The organism is Streptomyces sp. NPDC047028, from assembly GCF_040644095.1.
Lineage (GTDB): Bacteria > Actinomycetota > Actinomycetes > Streptomycetales > Streptomycetaceae > Streptomyces.
Window position 1 is genome coordinate 106225 of record NZ_JBEYVS010000026.1, and the last position, 18470, is coordinate 124694.

The 18470-nt window shown below is 71.6% G+C and carries 18 protein-coding genes; 8 read left to right on the plus strand and 10 right to left on the minus strand.

Features of this window, described 5'->3' with window-relative positions; translation table 11 throughout:
* The first annotated feature begins 43 nt into the window (after window positions 1-43).
* Both ABZ854_RS23260 and ABZ854_RS23265 read left to right on the plus strand, forming a co-directional pair.
* Window positions 44-2272 (plus strand): RNA degradosome polyphosphate kinase, encoded by a 2229-nt coding sequence (locus tag ABZ854_RS23260; protein WP_361213970.1) that lies wholly within the window; start codon window positions 44-46, stop codon window positions 2270-2272.
* The gene (locus ABZ854_RS23265) at window positions 2253-3263 is read left to right on the plus strand and encodes a CHAD domain-containing protein (protein ID WP_361213971.1); all 1011 of its coding nucleotides are present in this window, start codon (window positions 2253-2255) and stop codon (window positions 3261-3263) included. The genes ABZ854_RS23260 and ABZ854_RS23265 overlap by 20 nt, the downstream gene beginning before the upstream one ends.
* A gap of 21 nt (window positions 3264-3284) precedes the next feature.
* Here the strand turns inward: ABZ854_RS23265 and ABZ854_RS23270 are convergent, their stop codons facing one another.
* Window positions 3285-3425: a hypothetical protein gene (locus tag ABZ854_RS23270; RefSeq protein WP_361214016.1), complete on the minus strand. Its 141-nt coding sequence runs from the start codon at window positions 3423-3425 to the stop codon at window positions 3285-3287.
* 114 nt (window positions 3426-3539) lie between these two features.
* Between ABZ854_RS23270 and ABZ854_RS23275 the strand changes: the two genes are divergently transcribed.
* Window positions 3540-4403, plus strand: a complete 864-nt coding sequence (locus tag ABZ854_RS23275; RefSeq protein WP_361214014.1) for a hypothetical protein — start codon at window positions 3540-3542, stop codon at window positions 4401-4403.
* Window positions 4404-4505: 102 nt separating this feature from the next.
* On the plus strand, window positions 4506-4682 hold the full coding sequence (locus ABZ854_RS23280) for a hypothetical protein (RefSeq protein ID WP_361213973.1): 177 nt from the start codon (window positions 4506-4508) through the stop codon (window positions 4680-4682).
* Between the two features lie 69 nt (window positions 4683-4751).
* Here ABZ854_RS23280 and ABZ854_RS23285 read toward each other — a convergent pair whose 3' ends face one another.
* Window positions 4752-5075, minus strand: coding sequence for a metal-sensitive transcriptional regulator (locus tag ABZ854_RS23285; RefSeq protein WP_361213975.1), 324 nt, complete (start codon window positions 5073-5075; stop codon window positions 4752-4754).
* A 194-nt stretch (window positions 5076-5269) separates the two neighbouring features.
* Here ABZ854_RS23285 and ABZ854_RS23290 point away from each other — a divergent pair, with 194 nt between their 5' ends.
* Entirely contained in the window at window positions 5270-5890 is a 621-nt protein-coding gene (locus ABZ854_RS23290; RefSeq protein ID WP_129308264.1) for a DUF47 family protein, read from the plus strand.
* A 7-nt stretch (window positions 5891-5897) separates the two neighbouring features.
* Window positions 5898-6896, plus strand: a complete 999-nt coding sequence (locus tag ABZ854_RS23295; RefSeq protein WP_361213977.1) for an inorganic phosphate transporter — start codon at window positions 5898-5900, stop codon at window positions 6894-6896.
* 58 nt (window positions 6897-6954) lie between these two features.
* Here the strand turns inward: ABZ854_RS23295 and ABZ854_RS23300 are convergent, their stop codons facing one another.
* From ABZ854_RS23300 to ABZ854_RS23315, 4 genes are all read right to left on the minus strand, one after another.
* Window positions 6955-8646 (minus strand): FG-GAP-like repeat-containing protein, encoded by a 1692-nt coding sequence (locus ABZ854_RS23300; RefSeq protein ID WP_361213979.1) that lies wholly within the window; start codon window positions 8644-8646, stop codon window positions 6955-6957.
* 119 nt (window positions 8647-8765) lie between these two features.
* Window positions 8766-10127, minus strand: a complete 1362-nt coding sequence (locus tag ABZ854_RS23305; RefSeq protein ID WP_361213980.1) for a VCBS repeat-containing protein — start codon at window positions 10125-10127, stop codon at window positions 8766-8768.
* Between the two features lie 145 nt (window positions 10128-10272).
* A complete protein-coding gene (locus ABZ854_RS23310; protein ID WP_361213982.1) occupies window positions 10273-10569 on the minus strand; it encodes a hypothetical protein in 297 nt (98 codons plus the stop codon).
* Window positions 10570-10585: 16 nt separating this feature from the next.
* Window positions 10586-10807, minus strand: coding sequence for a hypothetical protein (locus tag ABZ854_RS23315; RefSeq protein ID WP_361213984.1), 222 nt, complete (start codon window positions 10805-10807; stop codon window positions 10586-10588).
* Window positions 10808-11164: 357 nt separating this feature from the next.
* Between ABZ854_RS23315 and ABZ854_RS23320 the strand changes: the two genes are divergently transcribed.
* Window positions 11165-12154: a LuxR C-terminal-related transcriptional regulator gene (locus tag ABZ854_RS23320; RefSeq protein WP_361213986.1), complete on the plus strand. Its 990-nt coding sequence runs from the start codon at window positions 11165-11167 to the stop codon at window positions 12152-12154.
* A gap of 136 nt (window positions 12155-12290) precedes the next feature.
* Here ABZ854_RS23320 and pstB read toward each other — a convergent pair whose 3' ends face one another.
* The 4 genes from pstB to pstS form a co-directional block, all read right to left on the minus strand.
* On the minus strand, window positions 12291-13067 hold the full coding sequence (pstB, locus tag ABZ854_RS23325) for a phosphate ABC transporter ATP-binding protein PstB (RefSeq protein ID WP_361213988.1): 777 nt from the start codon (window positions 13065-13067) through the stop codon (window positions 12291-12293).
* A gap of 20 nt (window positions 13068-13087) precedes the next feature.
* The gene (gene pstA, locus ABZ854_RS23330) at window positions 13088-14146 is read right to left on the minus strand and encodes a phosphate ABC transporter permease PstA (RefSeq protein WP_361213990.1); all 1059 of its coding nucleotides are present in this window, start codon (window positions 14144-14146) and stop codon (window positions 13088-13090) included.
* Window positions 14143-15189, minus strand: coding sequence for a phosphate ABC transporter permease subunit PstC (gene pstC, locus ABZ854_RS23335; RefSeq protein WP_361213992.1), 1047 nt, complete (start codon window positions 15187-15189; stop codon window positions 14143-14145). Before pstC ends, pstA begins: the two co-directional genes overlap by 4 nt.
* A 129-nt stretch (window positions 15190-15318) precedes the next feature.
* Entirely contained in the window at window positions 15319-16446 is a 1128-nt protein-coding gene (gene pstS, locus ABZ854_RS23340; RefSeq protein WP_361213994.1) for a phosphate ABC transporter substrate-binding protein PstS, read from the minus strand.
* A 266-nt stretch (window positions 16447-16712) separates the two neighbouring features.
* Between pstS and ABZ854_RS23345 the strand changes: the two genes are divergently transcribed.
* Entirely contained in the window at window positions 16713-18293 is a 1581-nt protein-coding gene (locus ABZ854_RS23345; protein WP_361213996.1) for an FAD-binding oxidoreductase, read from the plus strand.
* The last annotated feature ends 177 nt before the right edge of the window (window positions 18294-18470 follow it).

Consider the following 18470-nt stretch of genomic DNA (forward strand, 5'->3'; position numbering starts at 1 on the left):
CTCCGACGCGCCTGTACGGCTCGTCACGCGGAAGAATGGGTTCATGAGTCAGCCAGACGCCCAGGCACCGGTCCAGATCCAGCCCTCCGTGGGCTCCCTCGCCGCGCACCGCCCGCACACCGTGGCCGCGGCCCTGTCCGACCTGGATCCCGACATCGACGCCGACATCGACGCGTATGAGGAGCCGGAGGACGGTGGCGAGCTGCCGCAGGGCCGGTTCCTGGACCGGGAGCGCAGCTGGCTGGCGTTCAACGAGCGGGTCCTGGAGCTGGCCGAGGACCCGAACACCCCGCTGCTGGAGCGGGCCAACTTCCTGGCGATCTTCGCCAGCAACCTGGACGAGTTCTTCATGGTCCGGGTGGCCGGCCTCAAGCGCCGTATCGCCACCGGGGTCGCCACCCGGTCCGCGTCCGGGCTCCAGCCGCGCGAGGTACTGGAGATGATCTGGGCGCGCTCGCGCGAGCTGATGGCCCGGCACGCCGCCTGCTACCACGAGGACGTCGCCCCCGCACTCGCGGACGAGGGCATCGAACTGGTGCGCTGGAACGAGCTGACGGAGAAGGAGCAGGCCCGCCTGTTCACCCTTTTCCGGCAGCGCATCTTCCCCGTGCTGACCCCCCTCGCGGTCGACCCCGCGCACCCCTTCCCGTACATCTCCGGCCTCTCCCTGAACCTGGCCGTCGTCGTACGCAACCCGGTCACCGGGCACCGGCACTTCGCCCGCGTGAAGGTGCCGCCGCTGCTCGCCCGCTTCCTGGAGAGCTCCCCGGGCCGGTACGTCCCGCTGGAGGACGTCATCGCCGCCCACCTGGAGGAGCTGTTCCCGGGCATGGAGGTGCTGGAGCACCACACCTTCCGGCTGACCCGCAACGAGGACCTGGAGGTCGAGGAGGACGACGCGGAGAACCTCCTCCAGGCCCTGGAGAAGGAGCTGATGCGGCGCCGGTTCGGGCCTCCGGTGCGGCTGGAGGTGGAGGAATCCATCGACCGCGAGGTGCTGGACCTCCTCGTGCGTGAGCTGAAGATCAGCGAGGCCGAGGTGTACCCGCTGCCCGGCCCGCTCGACCTCACCGGACTGTTCCGCATCCACAGCCTGGACCGGCCCGAGCTGAAGTACCCCAAGTTCGTCGCCGGCACCCACCGGGACCTCGCCGAGGTCGAGTCGGCGTCCCCGCCGGACATCTTCGCCGCCCTGCGCAGCCGGGACGTGCTGCTGCACCACCCGTACGACTCCTTCTCCACCTCCGTCCAGGCGTTCCTGGAGCAGGCGGCGGCCGACCCCGACGTGCTCGCCATCAAGCAGACCCTGTACCGGACTTCGGGCGACTCGCCGATAGTCGACGCGCTCATCGACGCCGCCGAGTCCGGCAAGCAGGTCCTCGTCCTGGTCGAGATCAAGGCCCGCTTCGACGAGCACGCCAACATCAAGTGGGCGCGCAAACTGGAGGAGGCCGGCTGCCACGTCGTCTACGGTCTCGTCGGCCTGAAGACCCACTGCAAGCTGTCCCTGGTGGTCCGCCAGGAGGGCGACGACACGCTACGGCGCTACAGCCACGTCGGCACCGGCAACTACCACCCCAAGACCGCCCGCCTCTACGAGGACCTCGGCCTGCTCACCGCCGACCCCCAGGTCGGCGCCGACCTCTCCGACCTGTTCAACCGCCTCTCCGGCTACTCGCGCCGCGAGACCTACCGGCGGCTCCTCGTCGCCCCCAAGTCCCTGCGCGACGGCCTCATCGCCCGCATCGACCGCGAGGCGCAGCACCACCGCGCGGGACGGCCCGCGTTCATCCGGATCAAGGCGAACTCGATGGTCGACGAGGCCGTCGTCGACTCCCTCTACCGCGCGTCCCAGGCGGGCGTGCCGGTCGACGTGTGGGTGCGCGGCATCTGCGCGCTGCGCCCCGGCGTGGCCGGACTCTCGGAGAACATCCGCGTCCGCTCCGTCCTCGGCCGGTTCCTCGAACACTCCCGGGTGTTCGCTTTCGGCAACGGCGGCGAGCCCGAGGTGTGGATCGGCAGCGCCGACATGATGCACCGCAACCTCGACCGCCGCATAGAGGCCCTCGTGCGGGTCACCGACCCCGCCCACCGCGCCGCCCTGAACCGGCTGCTCGACGCGGGCATGGCCGACTCCACCGCGTCCTGGCACCTTGGCCCGGACGGCGAGTGGACCCGGCACGCCACGGACGCGGACGGCCAGCCCCTGCGCAACATCCAGGAGATGCTCATAGACGCCCGGAGGCGCCGGCGTGGCACAGCGACATCCTGACCCCCCGGCCCCCTCCACCCCGGCCCGCACGCCCGACGACGCCCTCACGGGCTATCTGCGCGCCCGGTCCACGGAGTTCCTCCGCGCCCTGCGCCTGCACGGGGAGGCGCCCGCCGAGTCCACCCGGGCGCTGCGGCGGGCCGCCCGCCGGCTCACCGCCACCCTCCACACCTACCGCCCGCTCCTGAACCCCGCCTGGTCCGACCAGCTCCAACCCGAACTGGCCTGGCTGTCAGGCACCTTGGGCGCGGAACACACCTACGAAGCCCGCCTGACCCGGCTGCTGGGGGCGCTGGCCCGCCTGTCGGACCCCGCGTACGCGACCGTGAGCGGTCCACGGGCGGACCCCGCCCCGCGCACCGGCTCGGGCGCCCCCACGGCCGCCACCGTGCACCTCGGCGCGGCGAAGGCCGCCGCCCTGCTGGAACGCCGACTCACCCTCGCCCGCACCCGCGCGCACTCCACCGCCCTCCAGGCGCTCGGCTCCGCGCGCTTCCACGCCGTGGCCGACACGGTCGCCGTCCTCGCCAGCGACGTCCCGCTGACCACCACCCCCGACGGCACGGACCTCCGCTCCCTCGCGGCCGCCGCCGAGGAACGCCTCACCGACGCCGTGGCCGCGCTCCCCGTCCTCCCGCCGGGCCACCCCTGCACCACCGAGCCCCCGCCGCAGGGCCTCGCGGACACGCCCTGGCACCAGGTCCGCCTGCTGCTGCGCCTGCACCGGTACGCCCAGGAGGTCCTGGACGGCGACGGCGACGGCTCCCCCCACCCCCGGCTCCTTACCGCCGCCCTCGCCCTGAACCGGCACCGGGACGCCGCCGAGGCGGCCGGCGCGGCGGCCCAGGCGGCCCGGACCCCCCGCATCGCCCCGGCCACGGCCTACACCCTCGGCGTCCTCCACGCCGACCAGCGCCACGAGGTCGAGGCGTGCCGCTTCGCCTTCCAACAGGCCTGGCGACAGCGGCCGGTGGCCCCGGCCCCCCACTGAGCACCCCTGGCCTCCGCCGGGCTACCCGGCGCTGTGCCGCTCCGCGTCCGTACGGGCCTGGCTCCGGGCCCGGCGGGCGGGGCCGCGCCAGCCGCAACTGCACCGGGCCACGCAGAACCGGCCCTCTTCGTCCGTCGTCGTGCGGTGTTCCTCCTGCGCCACGCCGCCCACCGTACCGAGCCCGGTCCGGCGGCCGCGTGACGGCACCTCCTACCCGTCGTTAACCGGAACGACAGACGGCCCGTGACGGACGTACCGGCTGGGGGTAGGCAGGCGATGGAGCGGCGGCAGCACACGCGCGCGGGCAGAACGGTCGTCGCGATGGGCATCGTGTTCGGGCTCGGCGTGTGCGCCACCGGGTGCGCGGGCCGGGGCGCCGCCGCCGAGGACGCGGGCGGTGCCGCCGATCCGGTCGGCGCGCTGCACCGGGCCGCCGGCGCGCTCCGCGAGGCGGGCACCTCCAAGGCCAGTACGGCGATGGAGATGGCGACCGGCGGCACCCGCGTCACCATCCGCGGCAGGGGCGTCTACGACTACCGGCGCCGGCTCGGCCGACTGACCGTCGTCCTGCCCGACGACCCCGCCGGCACTCCCGAGCACCGCCCGATCACCGAACTCCTCGCCCCGGGCGCCCTCTACATGAAGAACCGTGGCGCCGGGGTGCCCGCCGACAAGTGGGTCCGGGTGGACACCGCGACCCTGTCCGACGGCAACCTCGTCACCGGCGGCGTGACCGACCCGTACGCGGCGGCGGAGATCCTGCGCGGGGCGCGCACGGCGACGTACGTGGGCCGGACCGAGGTCGGCGGGATCGACGTACGGCACTACCGGGGGACGGCCGACCTGGCCCTCGCGGCACGCGGCGCCCCCGCGGAGAACCGGGCCGCCCTCCGCGCGGCCGCCAAGGGGTTCGCCACCGCCGAGGTGCCCTTCGACGCCTACCTGGACGACGAGGGCCGCATCCGCAAGCTCCGGCAGAGCTTCGCCTTCGTCAACGGCCGCCAGAAGGCCCCGGTGGCGGTGGCCTCCACCACCCTGCTGTACGCCTTCGGCACCCCCGTCGACATCACCCTGCCGCAGCCGCGTGACATCTACGCCGGCCGCATCGCCGAAGACGGGACGGACGACCCCGCGCACTAGTCCACCGGACCGCTTGACGCCACCCCTGAACTAGCCCGTCCGTGCCATGCGCCGTGTGTAGACCGCTCCCTACTCTAGGAAGTCGGTGACGGCAGAGGAGAGGTGAGGCGAGTGGCTCCGGTCGGCGGCACGGCGGTACAGGACCACGTGGCCCTCGCCGAGATCGAACTCTGCGGCGAACTCATCATCGCCGCCTCCGAAGCAGAAGACCGCCTCAGCCTGGAAAGCATCGACGAGGTGCTACGGGTGCGCCCCGAAGGGGCGCGGGGCTGTGTCTGATATGCGGCTCCGCCGCGTGGGCGCGACCAGCCACGACGGCGCCGCAGCCAAAGGACGCCCGCAGCCCCCTCACGTACGCAACAACCGCGCAATCGCCTTAGTAGCCTCCTCCACCTTCACATCGATCTCCTCGCCCCCCTTGACCGCAGCGTCAGCGACACAGTGCCGCAGATGCTCCTCCAGCAACTGCAGCGCGAAGGACTGCAGCGCCTTCGTGGACGCGGACACCTGCGTGAGTATGTCGATGCAGTACGTGTCCTCCTCGACCATCCGCTGCAACCCCCGGATCTGCCCCTCGATCCGCCGCAGCCGCTTGAGGTGCTCGTCCTTCTGCTGGTGGTAACCGTGCGTCGTCGGCCCGGAGGGCGCCGCGCCGGCCTCGGTCGTCGTCATCGCGTCCTCCCGTATGACACATATACCCCTGGTGGGTATATGGTACCGCATTTTGCCCGGTAGGCGCCTCTTGCCCTGCCCCCGTGCCGAGCACTGCGGCCGATGGGCGACACTGGTTGGCGGCCCGATAGCCGTGGCCGGATGATGCGCCTAGCATCAGCCTGACCGAAACCGAAGCACCCCGAGGACCCCACGTGCGCTTTCGTCTGACCCCCAGGGAGACGAGCTTCTACGACATGTTCGCCGCCTCCGCGGACAACATCGTCACGGGCTCCAAGCTCCTGATGGAACTGCTCGGGGCGGACTCCTCCGCCCGGGCCGAGATCGCAGAGCGTATGCGGGCCGCGGAACACGCAGGTGACGACGCCACGCACGCGATCTTCCACCAGCTGAACTCCTCGTTCATCACGCCGTTCGACCGTGAGGACATCTACTCCCTCGCGGGCTCCCTCGACGACATCATGGACTTCATGGAGGAGGCCGTCGACCTGGTCGTCCTCTACAACGTCGAGGAACTGCCCAAGGGCGTCGAGCAGCAGATCGAGGTGCTCGCGCGGGCGGCCGAGCTGACCGCGGAGGCCATGCCAAACCTGCGGACCATGGCCAACCTCACCGAGTACTGGATCGAGGTGAACCGGCTGGAGAACCAGGCGGACCAGATCCACCGCAAGCTCCTGGCCCACCTGTTCAACGGCAAGTACGACGCGATCGAGGTGCTGAAGCTCAAGCAGATCGTGGACGTCCTGGAAGAGGCGGCGGACGCGTTCGAGCACGTGGCGAACACGGTGGAGACCATCGCGGTCAAGGAGTCCTGAGGCGTCGATGGACACCTTCGCCCTGGTCGTGACCATCGCGGTCGCGCTCTTCTTCACGTACACGAACGGTTTCCACGACTCGGCGAACGCGATCGCCACGTCGGTGTCGACGCGGGCGCTGACCCCGCGCGCGGCGCTCGCCATGGCGGCCGTGATGAACCTCGCGGGCGCATTCCTGGGCTCCGGGGTCGCCAAGACCGTCAGCGAGGGCCTGATCGAGACGCCGTCCGGGTCCACCGGCATGGGCATCCTGCTCGCGGCGCTCGTCGGCGCGATCGTCTGGAACCTGGCGACCTGGTACTTCGGCCTGCCCTCCTCCTCGTCCCACGCGCTGTTCGGCGGCCTGGTGGGCGCCGCGCTGGCCGGCAGCACGACGGTGCACTGGAACGGGGTGCTCGACAAGGTCGTCATCCCGATGTTCCTGTCCCCGGTCGTCGGCCTGATCGTCGGCTACCTGGTGATGACGGCGATCATGTGGATCTTCCGCCGGTCCAACCCGCACAAGGCCAAGCGCGGCTTCCGTATCGCGCAGACCGTGTCGGCGGCCGGCATGGCGCTCGGACACGGCCTCCAGGACGCCCAGAAAACCATGGGTGTCGTGGTGATGGCCCTGGTGATCTCGGGCCACGAGACGTACGGCGACCCGATCCCGGTCTGGGTGAAGATCGTCTGCGCGCTGATGCTGTCGCTGGGCACCTACGCGGGCGGCTGGCGCATCATGCGCACCCTGGGCCGCAAGATCATCGAGCTTGACCCGCCGCAGGGTTTCGCGGCGGAGGCGACGGGCGCGTCGATCATGTTCACCACGGCGTTCGTCTTCAAGGCGCCGATCTCCACGACCCACGTCATCACCTCGGCGATCATGGGTGTGGGCGCGACCAAGCGGGTCAACGCGGTCCGCTGGGGCGTGGCCAAGAACATCGTCCTCGGCTGGTTCATCACCATGCCGGCCGCCGGCCTGGTCGCGGCGGCGGCTTTCGGGATCATCGACCTGGCGGTGCTGTAGGACCACGGGCGGCGGGGGCCGGGAGGCGATGCCTCCCGGCCCCCGCCGCGCGTCCCGCTCAGAACAGCAGTTCGCCGTCCGGGTAGGAGTAGCCGATCTCCGTGCGCGGGGCGTAGCCCCCGTGGCCGTCGCCGGCGTAGAACCACAGTCCGCCGGAGGCGTCCCGGCCCACGAGGTCGGGCCGCCCGTCGCCGTCCAGGTCGCCCGGGGCTGCGAGCGCCGTGTACGTCTGCCACCCGTTGCCGATCCGCGTGCGCGCGGCGTAGCCGCCGTGGCCGTCGCCGGCGTAGAGCCACAGGTCGCCCGTGCTGTCCCGGCCGATCAGGTCGGGCCGTCCGTCGCCCGTGAAGTCGCCCGGGGCGAGCATCCGGTCGTACACCTGCCACCCCGTGCCGATCCGCACCGGCGTGCCGTAGCCGCCGGAACCGTTGCCCGGATGCAGCCACAGGTCGCCGGAGGTGTCGCGGCCGATCAGGTCGGCCGTACCGTCGCCGTCGAAGTCGCCGGGCGCGAGGAGCACGTCGGTCGCGTCCCAGCCACCGCCCTCCGCCACCCTGGTGCTGCCCGAGAAGGAGCCGTCGGCCGGGTCGGCCGGATAGCGCCACAGGGCTCCGGAGGTGTCGACGGCCATCAGGTCGCGGCCCTCGCGGGCGATCAGCCGCATGCCGTTCCAGCCGTAGCCGGCCTTGCAGGCGCCGCCGATGCCGCCGGAGCGCCCGGCGTAGCGGTAGAGGACGCCGGAGGAGTCGCGGCGGTAGACGGCGCCGCCGGTGGCCGGCCCGCAGTCGGCCCAGTACGCGGCGCCGCGCACCATGCGGTGGTCGGAGACGTCGGTCTCCTGGGGGAGGACGTCCTCCTTGGCACCGTGGAAGTCACCGGTGCTGAGGTAGACGTAGTCGATCTTGCGGGCGTCGAGGGTGGGTGCTCCGGAGCGGCAGGCGGGCGCCGTGGGGGCACAGACGGTGGTGTCGTAGTGGTCGGTGTCGGTCTGGTCGGCCTCGGTGAAGATGCCGGTGCCGCCGTCGTGACTGGCCCCGTCGTAGAAGAGGGAGCTGGAGGCGGTGCGCGAGGTGGTGTTGAAGTCCCCGCCCAGAACGACGGGGGTACCGCTGTCGTGCCAGGCCTTGGCCTGCTTGGCGAGTTCGACGGCCTCCTGCTGGTTGAGGGTGGCGCCGTTCCAGTAGAGGTGGACCGAGCAGGCCCAGTTGGGCCGGTTCTGGATGTACGTCCGCACGCACGGCACCTTGACCGGCTCGGACTCGCCGCCGACCGTGAGGTCGAGGACCTTGCTGTCGGAGATCGCGCCCTTGACGAGGACGGCGACCCCGTAGTCGGCGCCGCCGCACACGTCGGAGCGTCCGCTGAGGGTGGCGGTGTACAGGCCGTGGAAGCCGAGCGGCGAGAGCCTGTTCATCAGGGCGTCGTACTGCGGGCGGCAGACCTCCTGGAGGAAGAACTCGTCGGCGCCCCAGGTGCCCGCGGAGGCCTGCGCGGCGACGGTGTCGATGCGCTTGGCGTTGTCGTAGCCGGCCGAGTCGGGGCAGGCGTTGCCGCACAGGTTGTAGCTGACGTAGCGCAGGGGCGGGGCGGTGCTCGCGGTCACGGTGTCGGCGTGCGCGGCGGGCGCGCCGGCCATGCTCGCGGCCAGCGCCAGGACGGCGGCACCGAGGGCGGTGCCGAGCGGGGCGCGGTGCCTGCGGGAGGACGGGCGGGCGGTGGAGGAATGGCTGACGGGGGTCACGCGGGACATGGCTGACTCCGGGACGCGGTCGCTGGAGCGGGGCGGGGCGGGGCGGGGGCCGGTGGACGGCCACGTGGTGCCGGGGCGGGGGCGGCCGGGAGTCCGGCCGCCCCCGAGGGGGCCGGAGTTCACCAGCCGTGGCCGATCTCGACCCGCGAGCCGCCGGTGAAGGACGGACCGGAGTAGCGGTACAGCTTGCCCGTGGACTTCTCGACGCCGAGCAGGTCGGGCACGCCGTCACCGGTGAGGTCGCCGACGCCCACGAGGTCGGTCATCGTGTTCCAGGCGTTGCCGATCAGGGTCCGGGTGCCGCCGTTGTAGTTCGGGCCGGAGTAGCGGTAGAGGTTCCCGTCCGTGGCGTCCACGGCGATGATGTCGGCGGTGCCGTCGCCGGTGATGTCGCCGACGCCCACGATCGTGCTGTAGACGTTCCAGCCGCTGCCGATCTCGACGCGCGAACCCCCGCTGTAGTTGGGGCCGGAGTAGCGGTACAGCTTTCCGGTGGACTTCTCGACCGCGATGATGTCGGGCACCCCGTCACCGGTGAGGTCACCGACCGGGGTGATGTTGGTCATCGAGTCCCAGTGGGTGCCGATCTGCACCTTCGTGCCGCCGTTGTAGTTCGGCCCCGAGTAGCGGTAGAGGTTCCCGTCGGAGGCGTCCACGGCGAGGATGTCGGACACCCCGTCACCGGTGAGGTCGCCGACGCCCACGAGGTCGCTCATGGAGTTCCAGCCGTTGCCGATCTTCGTGCGGCCGGCGTCGCCCACGAAGCCGGGGCCGTTGTAGCGGTAGAGGTCGCCCGTGGAGGACTCGACGGCGATCAGGTCGGGCACGCCGTCACCGGTGAGGTCGCCGACCTGGGTCAGGTTGGTCATGCCCGGGTCCGGCGCCGTGACCGGGGAGTCGCTCACGTGGTCGTAGCGGTAGGGCAGGAAGCCGTTCGAGGTGAGGTAGTCGCGGCTGTAGGTCTCGTGGCGCGCGTCGGTGCCGGTGTGGGCCTCCTCCATGATGTTGGCGCTCGTGTGCGCCGAGCTCGTCCAGCTCTGGAAGATGACCACGTGCTCGCCGCTGTTGATGATGTCACCGGGCTGCAGGTCGTCCAGACTGCCCAGCCTGGAGGAGTAGTTGGGCAGGGAGTAGGTGGTCGCGCTGGTGGGCAGGTGCCAGGCCATCGACACCATGCCGGAACAGTCGGTGCGATAGAGGCGGCCCTGCGGATCCGAGGCGTAGGCGCTCTGGCTGTACGGCACCGCCTTGTCGATCCAGGACTGGGCGCGCTGGAGTATCTCGGAGCGGGTGATCTGGCCGCCGACGGTCGAGGTGGCCGTCAGGGCCGCGGTCGTGTTCGACGCGGTGTGCGTCGCGGCGTGTGCGGCCGGGGCGGCGGCGAGCGAACCGGTCACGCCGATCACGACGGCGGCGAGCGCGGCGACCACCGCGGCGGCGGAACGACGGCCGGTGGCGGGAGCGTGCGGGGTTGCGGGCATGACGGAACTCCTCGTGTGATGCGGTTGGTTGGTCTCGGTCTCCGGGTCGCGGACGGCGCGACCGGACGGCGGAAGGGCGCACGTGTGGCGCGGGGCGGGCCCGGTCGACGGGCACCTCAGTCGGTGCGCACGTCAGTCGGGTGCGTCAGTCGGTGGGTACGTCCGGTGTGAGGCCGTGCGCCTCGCAGTGCGGGCGCACCCGGTCGAGCAGTGCGCGGACGATCCCCAGCGCGCGGGCGTCCGACTCGGCGCGGACGAACACGGCGGCCTCGGTCGCCGTGCGGCCGGCGGTGAAGGGCCGCACCGTGATGTGGTCGATGCCGTCGGCAGGGAGGGCGTGCGCCCACAGCAGGTCGTGCAGGAGCGGGGAGCAGACGCGGGACTTTTCGGGGGCGGGGCGGGCGGGTGCGGCGCTCCGGAAGCGCACCCTGACGATCGGCATGTCCGGCCGGCTCGGCTCAGGCGGCGCCGGTGGGCGCCGTGTCCCAGCTGATGTTGCCGGGCGCGGGGCTGTCCCAGCTGATGTTGTCGGCGGCGGTGTGCGCGGGGGCGTGTCCCGTGCCGGCGGCGCCGACACCGGCCAGCAGCACCGCGCCCAGTGCTGCGGCCACGGCGGCGGTACGGCACCGGCGGCGCGGGGTACGGGCGGAACCGGCCGGGGTGGACGCGGGCGTGGTCATCGAAGCCTCCGGGAGGAAGTGACAGGTGGTGGTCGGTCAGCCGGGGCGGATGTCCTCAACCGCCCTCTACGGCCCACCGGTTGGGCGGCCCGGCCGGTGCCGCTCATCCGATGACCTCATCCTGGCCTGCGTGAACGCCCTCAGGAAGGCTTCCGCCCTGGCACCAAGGTGGCTGGCACCGAGGTGCCAACTGCCCCACGAAAGAAGCAGTTTCGAGGGACAGCCGCCAAGGTGATGTCACACTCCGCCCGGCCGGCCACTCCTTCATCACAACAACCCGCAATCAGCCACACCTGTGGCAAGATCGCGGATGGTGCACGTGGGGGCCGTGAGAGCGGTGTGGACTGGAGGGGTCGCATGCTGGAAGTCCTGGGACTGGCGCCTGCCGTGGAAGCGGTCTACCGCTCACTCCTGCGGCAGCCATGGGCCGGGGTGGACGAGCTGAGCGCCGAACTCGGCCTGCCGGAGGCGGAGATCCGCTCCTGCCTCGACCAGCTCGTCGACCTCGAACTCCTCCAGTCCTCCCGGGAGTCGCCCGGCACCCTGCGCCCCGTCAGCCCCGACCTCGGCCTGGAGCTGCTGCTGCGCCGCCAGGAGGCGGAGATCCTCCGGCGGCAGCAGGAGGTGGCCCGCGGCAAGGAGGCGGTGGCTCGGGCGGTCGCCGAGTTTCACAGCGGCCGCCGTCAGTCCGGCACCGAACAGGCCGAGCGCCTGACGGGGCTGGACGCCATCCAGACCCGCCTCGAACAGCTCAGTCGCGAGCTGGAGTCGGAGTGCCTGGGCATCAACCCCGGCGGGGCGCAGTCACGCGGTGCGCTGGAGGCGTCCCGGCCGCTGGACGCGGCGGCACTCGGCCGGGGCGTGAGCATCCGCACGATCTACCAGGACAGCGCCCGCAACGACCCGCCCACGCACGGCTACGCGCGCTGGCTCACCGAGAACGGCGGGCAGGTGCGCACCACGCCGATCGTGCCGCCCCGCATGGTCGTCTTCGACCGGCGGATCGCCATCGTGCCGCTGGACCCGGCCGACACGCGCGCCGGCGCGCTCTGCACCCGGTCCCGTGGCATCGTCGCGTCCCTCGTCGCCCTGTTCGAGCAGACCTGGGAGACCGCCGTGCCGCTTGGCGCCGACCGCGGCACCGCCCCGGCAGACGGCGGACTCACGCCGACCGAGCGGGAACTGCTCAAGCTGCTCGCCTCCGGCCTCACCGACGAGGCGGCCGGCAAGCGCCTCGGCGTCTCCCTGCGCACCGTACGCCGCCAGATGTCCGCCCTCATGGAACGCCTGGACGCCACCAGCCGCTTCGAAGCGGGCATCAAGGCGGCCCACAGGGGCTGGCTCTGACCGAGCCACCCCGGCGGCGGCGCCCCGGGGCCGGACACAGGGCCGGGCCCACCCCCGCGCACGGAGGTGGGCCCAGCGGGTCCCCGGGGTGGCACCGCCATGCAGCACCGCGAGGAGTTCGGGGGGCGGGGAACGCTCAGCCGAAGCGACCCGAGATGTAGTCCTCCGTCGCCTGGACCGAGGGGTTGGCGAAGATCCGGGCGGTCTCGTCGATCTCGACCAGCCGGCCCGGCTGCCCCACGGCCGCCAGGTTGAAGAACGCCGTACGGTCCGACACACGCGCCGCCTGCTGCATGTTGTGCGTCACGATGACGATCGTGAACCGTTCCTTCAGCTCACCGATCAGGTCCTCGATGGCGAGCGTGGAGATCGGGTCCAGCGCCGAGCACGGCTCGTCCATCAGCAGCACCTTCGGCTCCACGGCGATCGCCCGCGCGATGCACAGCCGCTGCTGCTGACCGCCCGACAGGCCGGCCCCCGGCTTGTTCAGCCGGTCCTTGACCTCGTTCCACAGGTTCGCGCCGCGCAGCGACTTCTCCACGATGTCGCCCAGCTCGCTCTTCTTCGCGGTGCCGTTCAGCCGCAGCCCCGCCGCCACGTTCTCGAAGATCGACATGGTGGGGAACGGGTTCGGCCGCTGGAACACCATGCCGACCTCGCGCCGCACCGACACCGGATCGATGCCCGTGCCGTACAGGTCCTCGGCGTCGAGCATCACCTTGCCCTCGACGCGCCCGCCGGGCGTCACCTCGTGCATGCGGTTCAGCGTGCGCAGGAACGTCGACTTGCCGCAGCCGGACGGCCCGATGAACGCCGTCACCGAGCGCGGCTCGACCGTCATCGAGATGTCCTCGATCGCCTTGTGGGAGCCGTAGTAGGCGGTCAGCCCGCTCACGTCGATTCGCTTGGCCATGATTGTCACGTCACTTCCGACTAGCGCGGTGACCTGCGGCGGGCGAGGCCGCGGGCCACCAGGTTGAGGATCATCACGAAGGCGATCAGCGTGAGGGACGCCGCCCAGGCGCGGTCGTACGCCGCCGTCGAGCCCGAACTCTGCGAGTACTGCTGGTAGATGTAGAGCGGCAGCGACGCCTGCGCCCCCTCGAAGGGGTTCGCGTTGATGAACGGGTTGCCCCACACCAGCAGCAGCACCGGCGCGGTCTCCCCGGCGATGCGCGCGACCGCCAGCATGACGCCGGTGACGATGCCGCCGGCGGAGGTCGGCAGGACCACCCGCAGGATGGTGCGCCACTTCGGCACGCCGAGGGCCAGCGACGCCTCCCGCAGCTCGTTCGGGACGAGCTTCAGCATCTCCTCCGTGGAGCGGACCACGACCGGCATCATCAGGATCGCCAGGGCGAGCGAGCCGGCGAACCCGAAGGGCTGCATGTCGGACATCAGCATCAGGCTGAGGATGAACAGGCCCGCGACGATCGACGGGATGCCGGTCATGACGTCCACGAAGAACGTGATCGCCTTGGCGAGCCGTCCCCGCCCGCCGTACTCCACGAGGTAGATCGCGGTGAGCACCCCCACCGGCGCGCCGATCGCGGTCGCCAGGCCCACCTGCTCCAGGCTGCCGAGGATGGCGTGGTAGATGCCGCCGCCCGGCTCGGAGTCGGCGACCACACCCATGGAGTGGGTCAGGAAGTAGACGTCGAGGACCTTCACCCCGCGCTGCACGGTCGTCCAGATCAGCGAGACCAGCGGCACGACGGCGAGCAGGAACGCCACCCACACCAGCGAGGTCGCGATCCGGTCCTTGGCCTGCCGGCGGCCCTCGACGCGCGCGGCGAGGACGTACGTGCCGAGGACGAAGAGGAGCCCGGCGATCAGTCCCCACTCCACCTTGCTGCCCATCCCGGCCGCCGTCCCGATACCGGCGGCGACGGCGGCGGACCCGGCCGCGATCACCCACGGCGACCACTTCGGGAGCCGGGCGCCCTGAAGGCTGCCGCCGCGCGCGGGCGCGTTGTCGGTGATCGCGCTCATGCGGCCGCCCCCGAGTACTCCTTGCGGCGGGCGATGATCGCCCGGGCCGCTCCGTTGACCAGCAGGGTGATGACGAACAGGACCAGACCGGAGGCGATCAGCGCGTCCCGGCCCGACTCGGTGGCCTCGCCGAACTTGGCGGCGATGTTCTGCGCGAAGGTGCCGCCGCCCGGGTCGAGCAGGCTGGTCTGGATGTCGAACGTCGGCGACAGGACGGTGGCGACGGCCATCGTCTCGCCGAGCGCACGGCCGAGGCCCAGCATCGACGCGGAGATCACACCGGAGCGGCCGAACGGCAGCACAGCCGTGCGGACCACCTCCCAGCGGGTGGCGCCGAGGGCGAGGGCCGCCTCCTCGTGCATCCGCGGGACCTGCCGGAACACCTCGCGGCTGACGTTGGTGATGATCGGCAGGATCATGATCGCGAGCAGGATGCCCACGGTGAGCATCGACCGCGGGGCGCCGCCCTCCCAGGAGAACAGCCCGGTCCAGCCGAAGTAGGTGTCCAGCCACCCGAAGAGGCCGGTCATGTGCGGTACGAGGATCAGCGCGCCCCAGAGGCCGTAGACGATGGACGGCACGGCGGCGAGCAGGTCGACCACGTAGGCGATGGGGCCGCTCAGCCGGCGCGGGGCGTAGTGCGTGAGGAACAGCGCGATGGCGACCGCGACCGGGACGGCGAGGGCCATCGCGATGACCGAGGAGACCACCGTGCCGAAGGCCAGCACGGCGATGCCGAAGACCGGCGGGTCGGTGTTGGTGTTCCACTCGAAAACGGTCAGGAAGTTGCCGTGGTCCGTGCTGATCGCGAGCGAGGCGCGGTAGGTGAGGAAGACCGCGATCGCGGCCATGATCACCAGCAGCAGGATGCCGGAGCCGCGGGAGAGGCCGAGGAAGATCCGGTCGCCGGGGCGGGTCACGCTCCGGGCGGCGGCGTGCCGGGGCTCGTCGGGGCCGGTTCCAGGCGGCGGTGTCGGCGTGGGTGTCGGCTGGAGTGTCGGCCGGGGCGGGGATGCGTCGGGTGTCTGCGTCGGTATGTCCATCGGGTTCTCCGGTCTGCGGAGCCGCGGCCCTCCCGGGCGTACGACGGCTCATGGCGGCGGTGCACCGGACGGCGCGGCCCCCGTCCGCCCCGGGAGGAGGTGGACGGGCCGCGCACGGGATCGGTCAGGTCAGCTCAGGCCCTCGACGGTGCTGCGGACCTTGGTGATGATCTCCTCGGGCATCGGGGCGTAGTCGATGCCGCTGAGGATCTTCTGGCCGTCCTCGGAGGCGATGTAGCGCAGGAACGCCTTGGTCGCGGGCAGGGTGTCGGCCTTGTTGCCCTTGTCGCAGACGATCTCGTACGTCACCAGGGTGATCGGGTACGCCCCGTCGGCCTTGGTCGTGTAGTTCAGCTGGAGCGACAGGTCCTTGCCGGTGCCGGTGATCTTGGCGTCGGCGATGGCCTTCGTGGCGCTGTCGGTGGTCGGCGCGACCGGCGCGGCGGCACCGGTGTCGATGCTGACCGCCTTGACGCCGTCGCCGACGTAGGACAGCTCGAAGTAGCCGATGGCGCCGTTGGTCTGCTTGACCTGCTGGGCCACACCGGAGGACTGCGCGGCGGACTGGCCGCCCTTGGCCTGCCAGGTCTTGCCGCCGGAGTACTTCCAGTTGTCCGGGGTGGTGGCGATCAGGTACTTGGTGAAGTTGTCCGTCGTACCGGAGTCGTCCGAGCGGTGGAACGCCTGGATCTTCAGGTCGGGCAGCTTCGCCTTGGGGTTCAGCTTCTTGATCTCGGGGTCGTTCCAGTTGGTGATCTTGCCGTCGAAGATCTTGGCGAGGGTGGGCGCGTCCAGGACCAGGTTGTCCACGCCCTCCACGTTGTAGCCGACGGCGATCGGGCCGCCGACCATCGGCAGGTCGATGCCCTGGCCGCCCTTGCAGACCTTCTGCGAGGCGGTGACCTCGTCCGGCTTCAGCGCGGAGTCGGAGCCGGCCCACGGGATCTGGCCCTGGGTGAAGGAGGTGACACCGGCGCCGGAGCCACCCGCCTTGTAGTTGATCTGCACGCCGCAGGCCTGGGAGAAGGTCTTCACCCAGGCGTCGATCGCGTTCTTCTGCGCGGAGGAGCCGTCGGACAGCAGCTGTCCCTTCGCACCGTCGCACTTCACGGAGCTCGCGTTGGCGGTGGACGAGGCACCGCCCGACGTCTTGCCGCCCGTGTCGTCGGAGCCGCACGCCGTCAGGGCCAAGGCGCCGGAGACGGCGGCAGCACCGAGGGACAGGGCGCGCAGCCGGTTCTTGCGCTGAAGCTTCACGTTCGGGTGTTCCTTCCAGGAGCCGCCGCTGTCGGCGGCGTGCGAAGTCAGGTCGGTGCGCAATCCTCGCCGCACCGGGCACGGCTGAAACTAGGCAGAACAGGTGAAGCCGCCGATGGCCCGAAGTGAACGCGGAGTGAACCCCTGCCGTCAGTGCGGTGAGGTCACGGAACGGGCAGGGAACCCGCGCGGCCGAGTCGTCGTCTCGTACGAAGAGAGCCGGGCTTCCGTGCGGGGTCCGGAGCCGGCGTGGAGGGACAAGGGACATGGAACGGCGTACGTTCATCTCGGGCGGGGCGGCCGCCCTGGCCGCGACGGCGCTGGCCGGGTGCGGCGCGGCTGACGGCTCACCGCACGCCGACTCGCCGTCCACGGACACAGCCGCCGCCCGCTCCTCCGCCGGCTCCTCCGCGCCGGCGATGCGGACGACGAGTCAGGCGGCCGCAGCGAACTGGACCGCCCTCGCCCGTGACCTCGACGGCACGCTGGTGCGCCCCGGCGACGCGGCCTGGAAGACGGCCCACCAGCTGTACAACACCCGCTTCGACGGCCTGAAACCGGCCGCGGTGGCGTACGTCGCCCACACCGGCGACATCCGTACGACGCTGGCGTACGCCCACGCCCACCACATACCCGTGTCGATCCGCAACGGCGGCCACTCGTACGCGGGTTACTCCTCCGGGGACCACCGGCTGATCCTGGACGTGTCCAGGCTGAACCGGATCCGGGTGAGCGGCGGGCAGGCGGTCGTCGGCGCCGGCTCGAAGCTGATCGACGTCTACCGGGGGCTGGCCGCGAAGGGCGTGACGATTCCGGCGGGCTCCTGCCCCACGGTCGGCGTCTCCGGCCTGACGCTGGGCGGCGGCCACGGGGTCGCGTCCCGCGCGTACGGCCTGACCTGCGACAACCTCACCCAGGCGACGATCGTCACCGCCGACGGCACCCAGCTGACCGCCGACGCCACCCACCACTCCGACCTGTTCTGGGCGCTGCGCGGCGGCGGCAACGGCAACTTCGGCGTCGTCACCGAGCTGCGCTTCCGGACGCATCCGCTGCGGCAGGGGGTGACCGGGTACCTGGCCTGGCCGTGGTCGAAGGCGGCGGCGGTCGTCAAGGCGTGGCAGGAGTGGGGGCCGTCCCAGCCCGACGAGATCTGGTCGTCCCTCCACCTGGCGAGCGCGGGCGGCACCCCGACCATCTCGGTGGCGGCGTTCTCCCTCGGCTCCTACGGTGACTTGAAGAACGCGGTGGACCGGCTGGCCCACGCGGCCGGCGCCAACGCGTCCTCGGTCTCCCTGCACCGCCATGGCTACGAGGAGGCGATGGAGATCTACGCCGGCTGCTCGTCCTTCGCCACGGAACCCCAGTGCCACCTGCCCGGCACGACCCCGGGACGCTCCCCGCAGGGCCGTCTCGGCCGCGAAACCTACGCGGCCCGCTCGGACTTCTTCGACCGCTCTCTGTCTCCCTCGGGCATCCAAACCCTCCTCCACCAGATCAGCTCGGTGCGCGGGGGTGCGGGCAGCATCGCCCTCACCGCACTCGGCGGCGCGATCAACCGGGTCTCCCCGACGGCCACGGCCTTCGTCCACCGCCGCTCGCGCATGCTGGCCCAGTACATAGCCTCCTGGCCGGCGCCCGCGTCCGGCTCCACGGCCCAGTCCTGGCTCACCACAGCCCACACCGCGATGCGCCCCTACGCCTCGGGCGCGGCCTACCAGAACTACACGGACCCCACCCTGCGGGACTGGCGCAAGGCGTACTACGGGGCGGGGGCGTCCCGCCTGGCAGCAGTGAAGAAGCAGTACGACCCGACGAGGTTCTTCTCCTACACCCAGGGCGTATAGCCCGGGGCCGGTCGCGGCCCATCACCTCCTGCGGCCGAGTGGGGGCTGATCGCGCAGTTCCCCGCGCCCCTTACGGGGCACTTCCTCACCCAGCTGCGGGCATGCGTGCCGCCAGGGGCGGCACGGGTGGGCGCAGCGGCACCCTCGACCAGTCGACCACGTCATCGCCTATCTGCA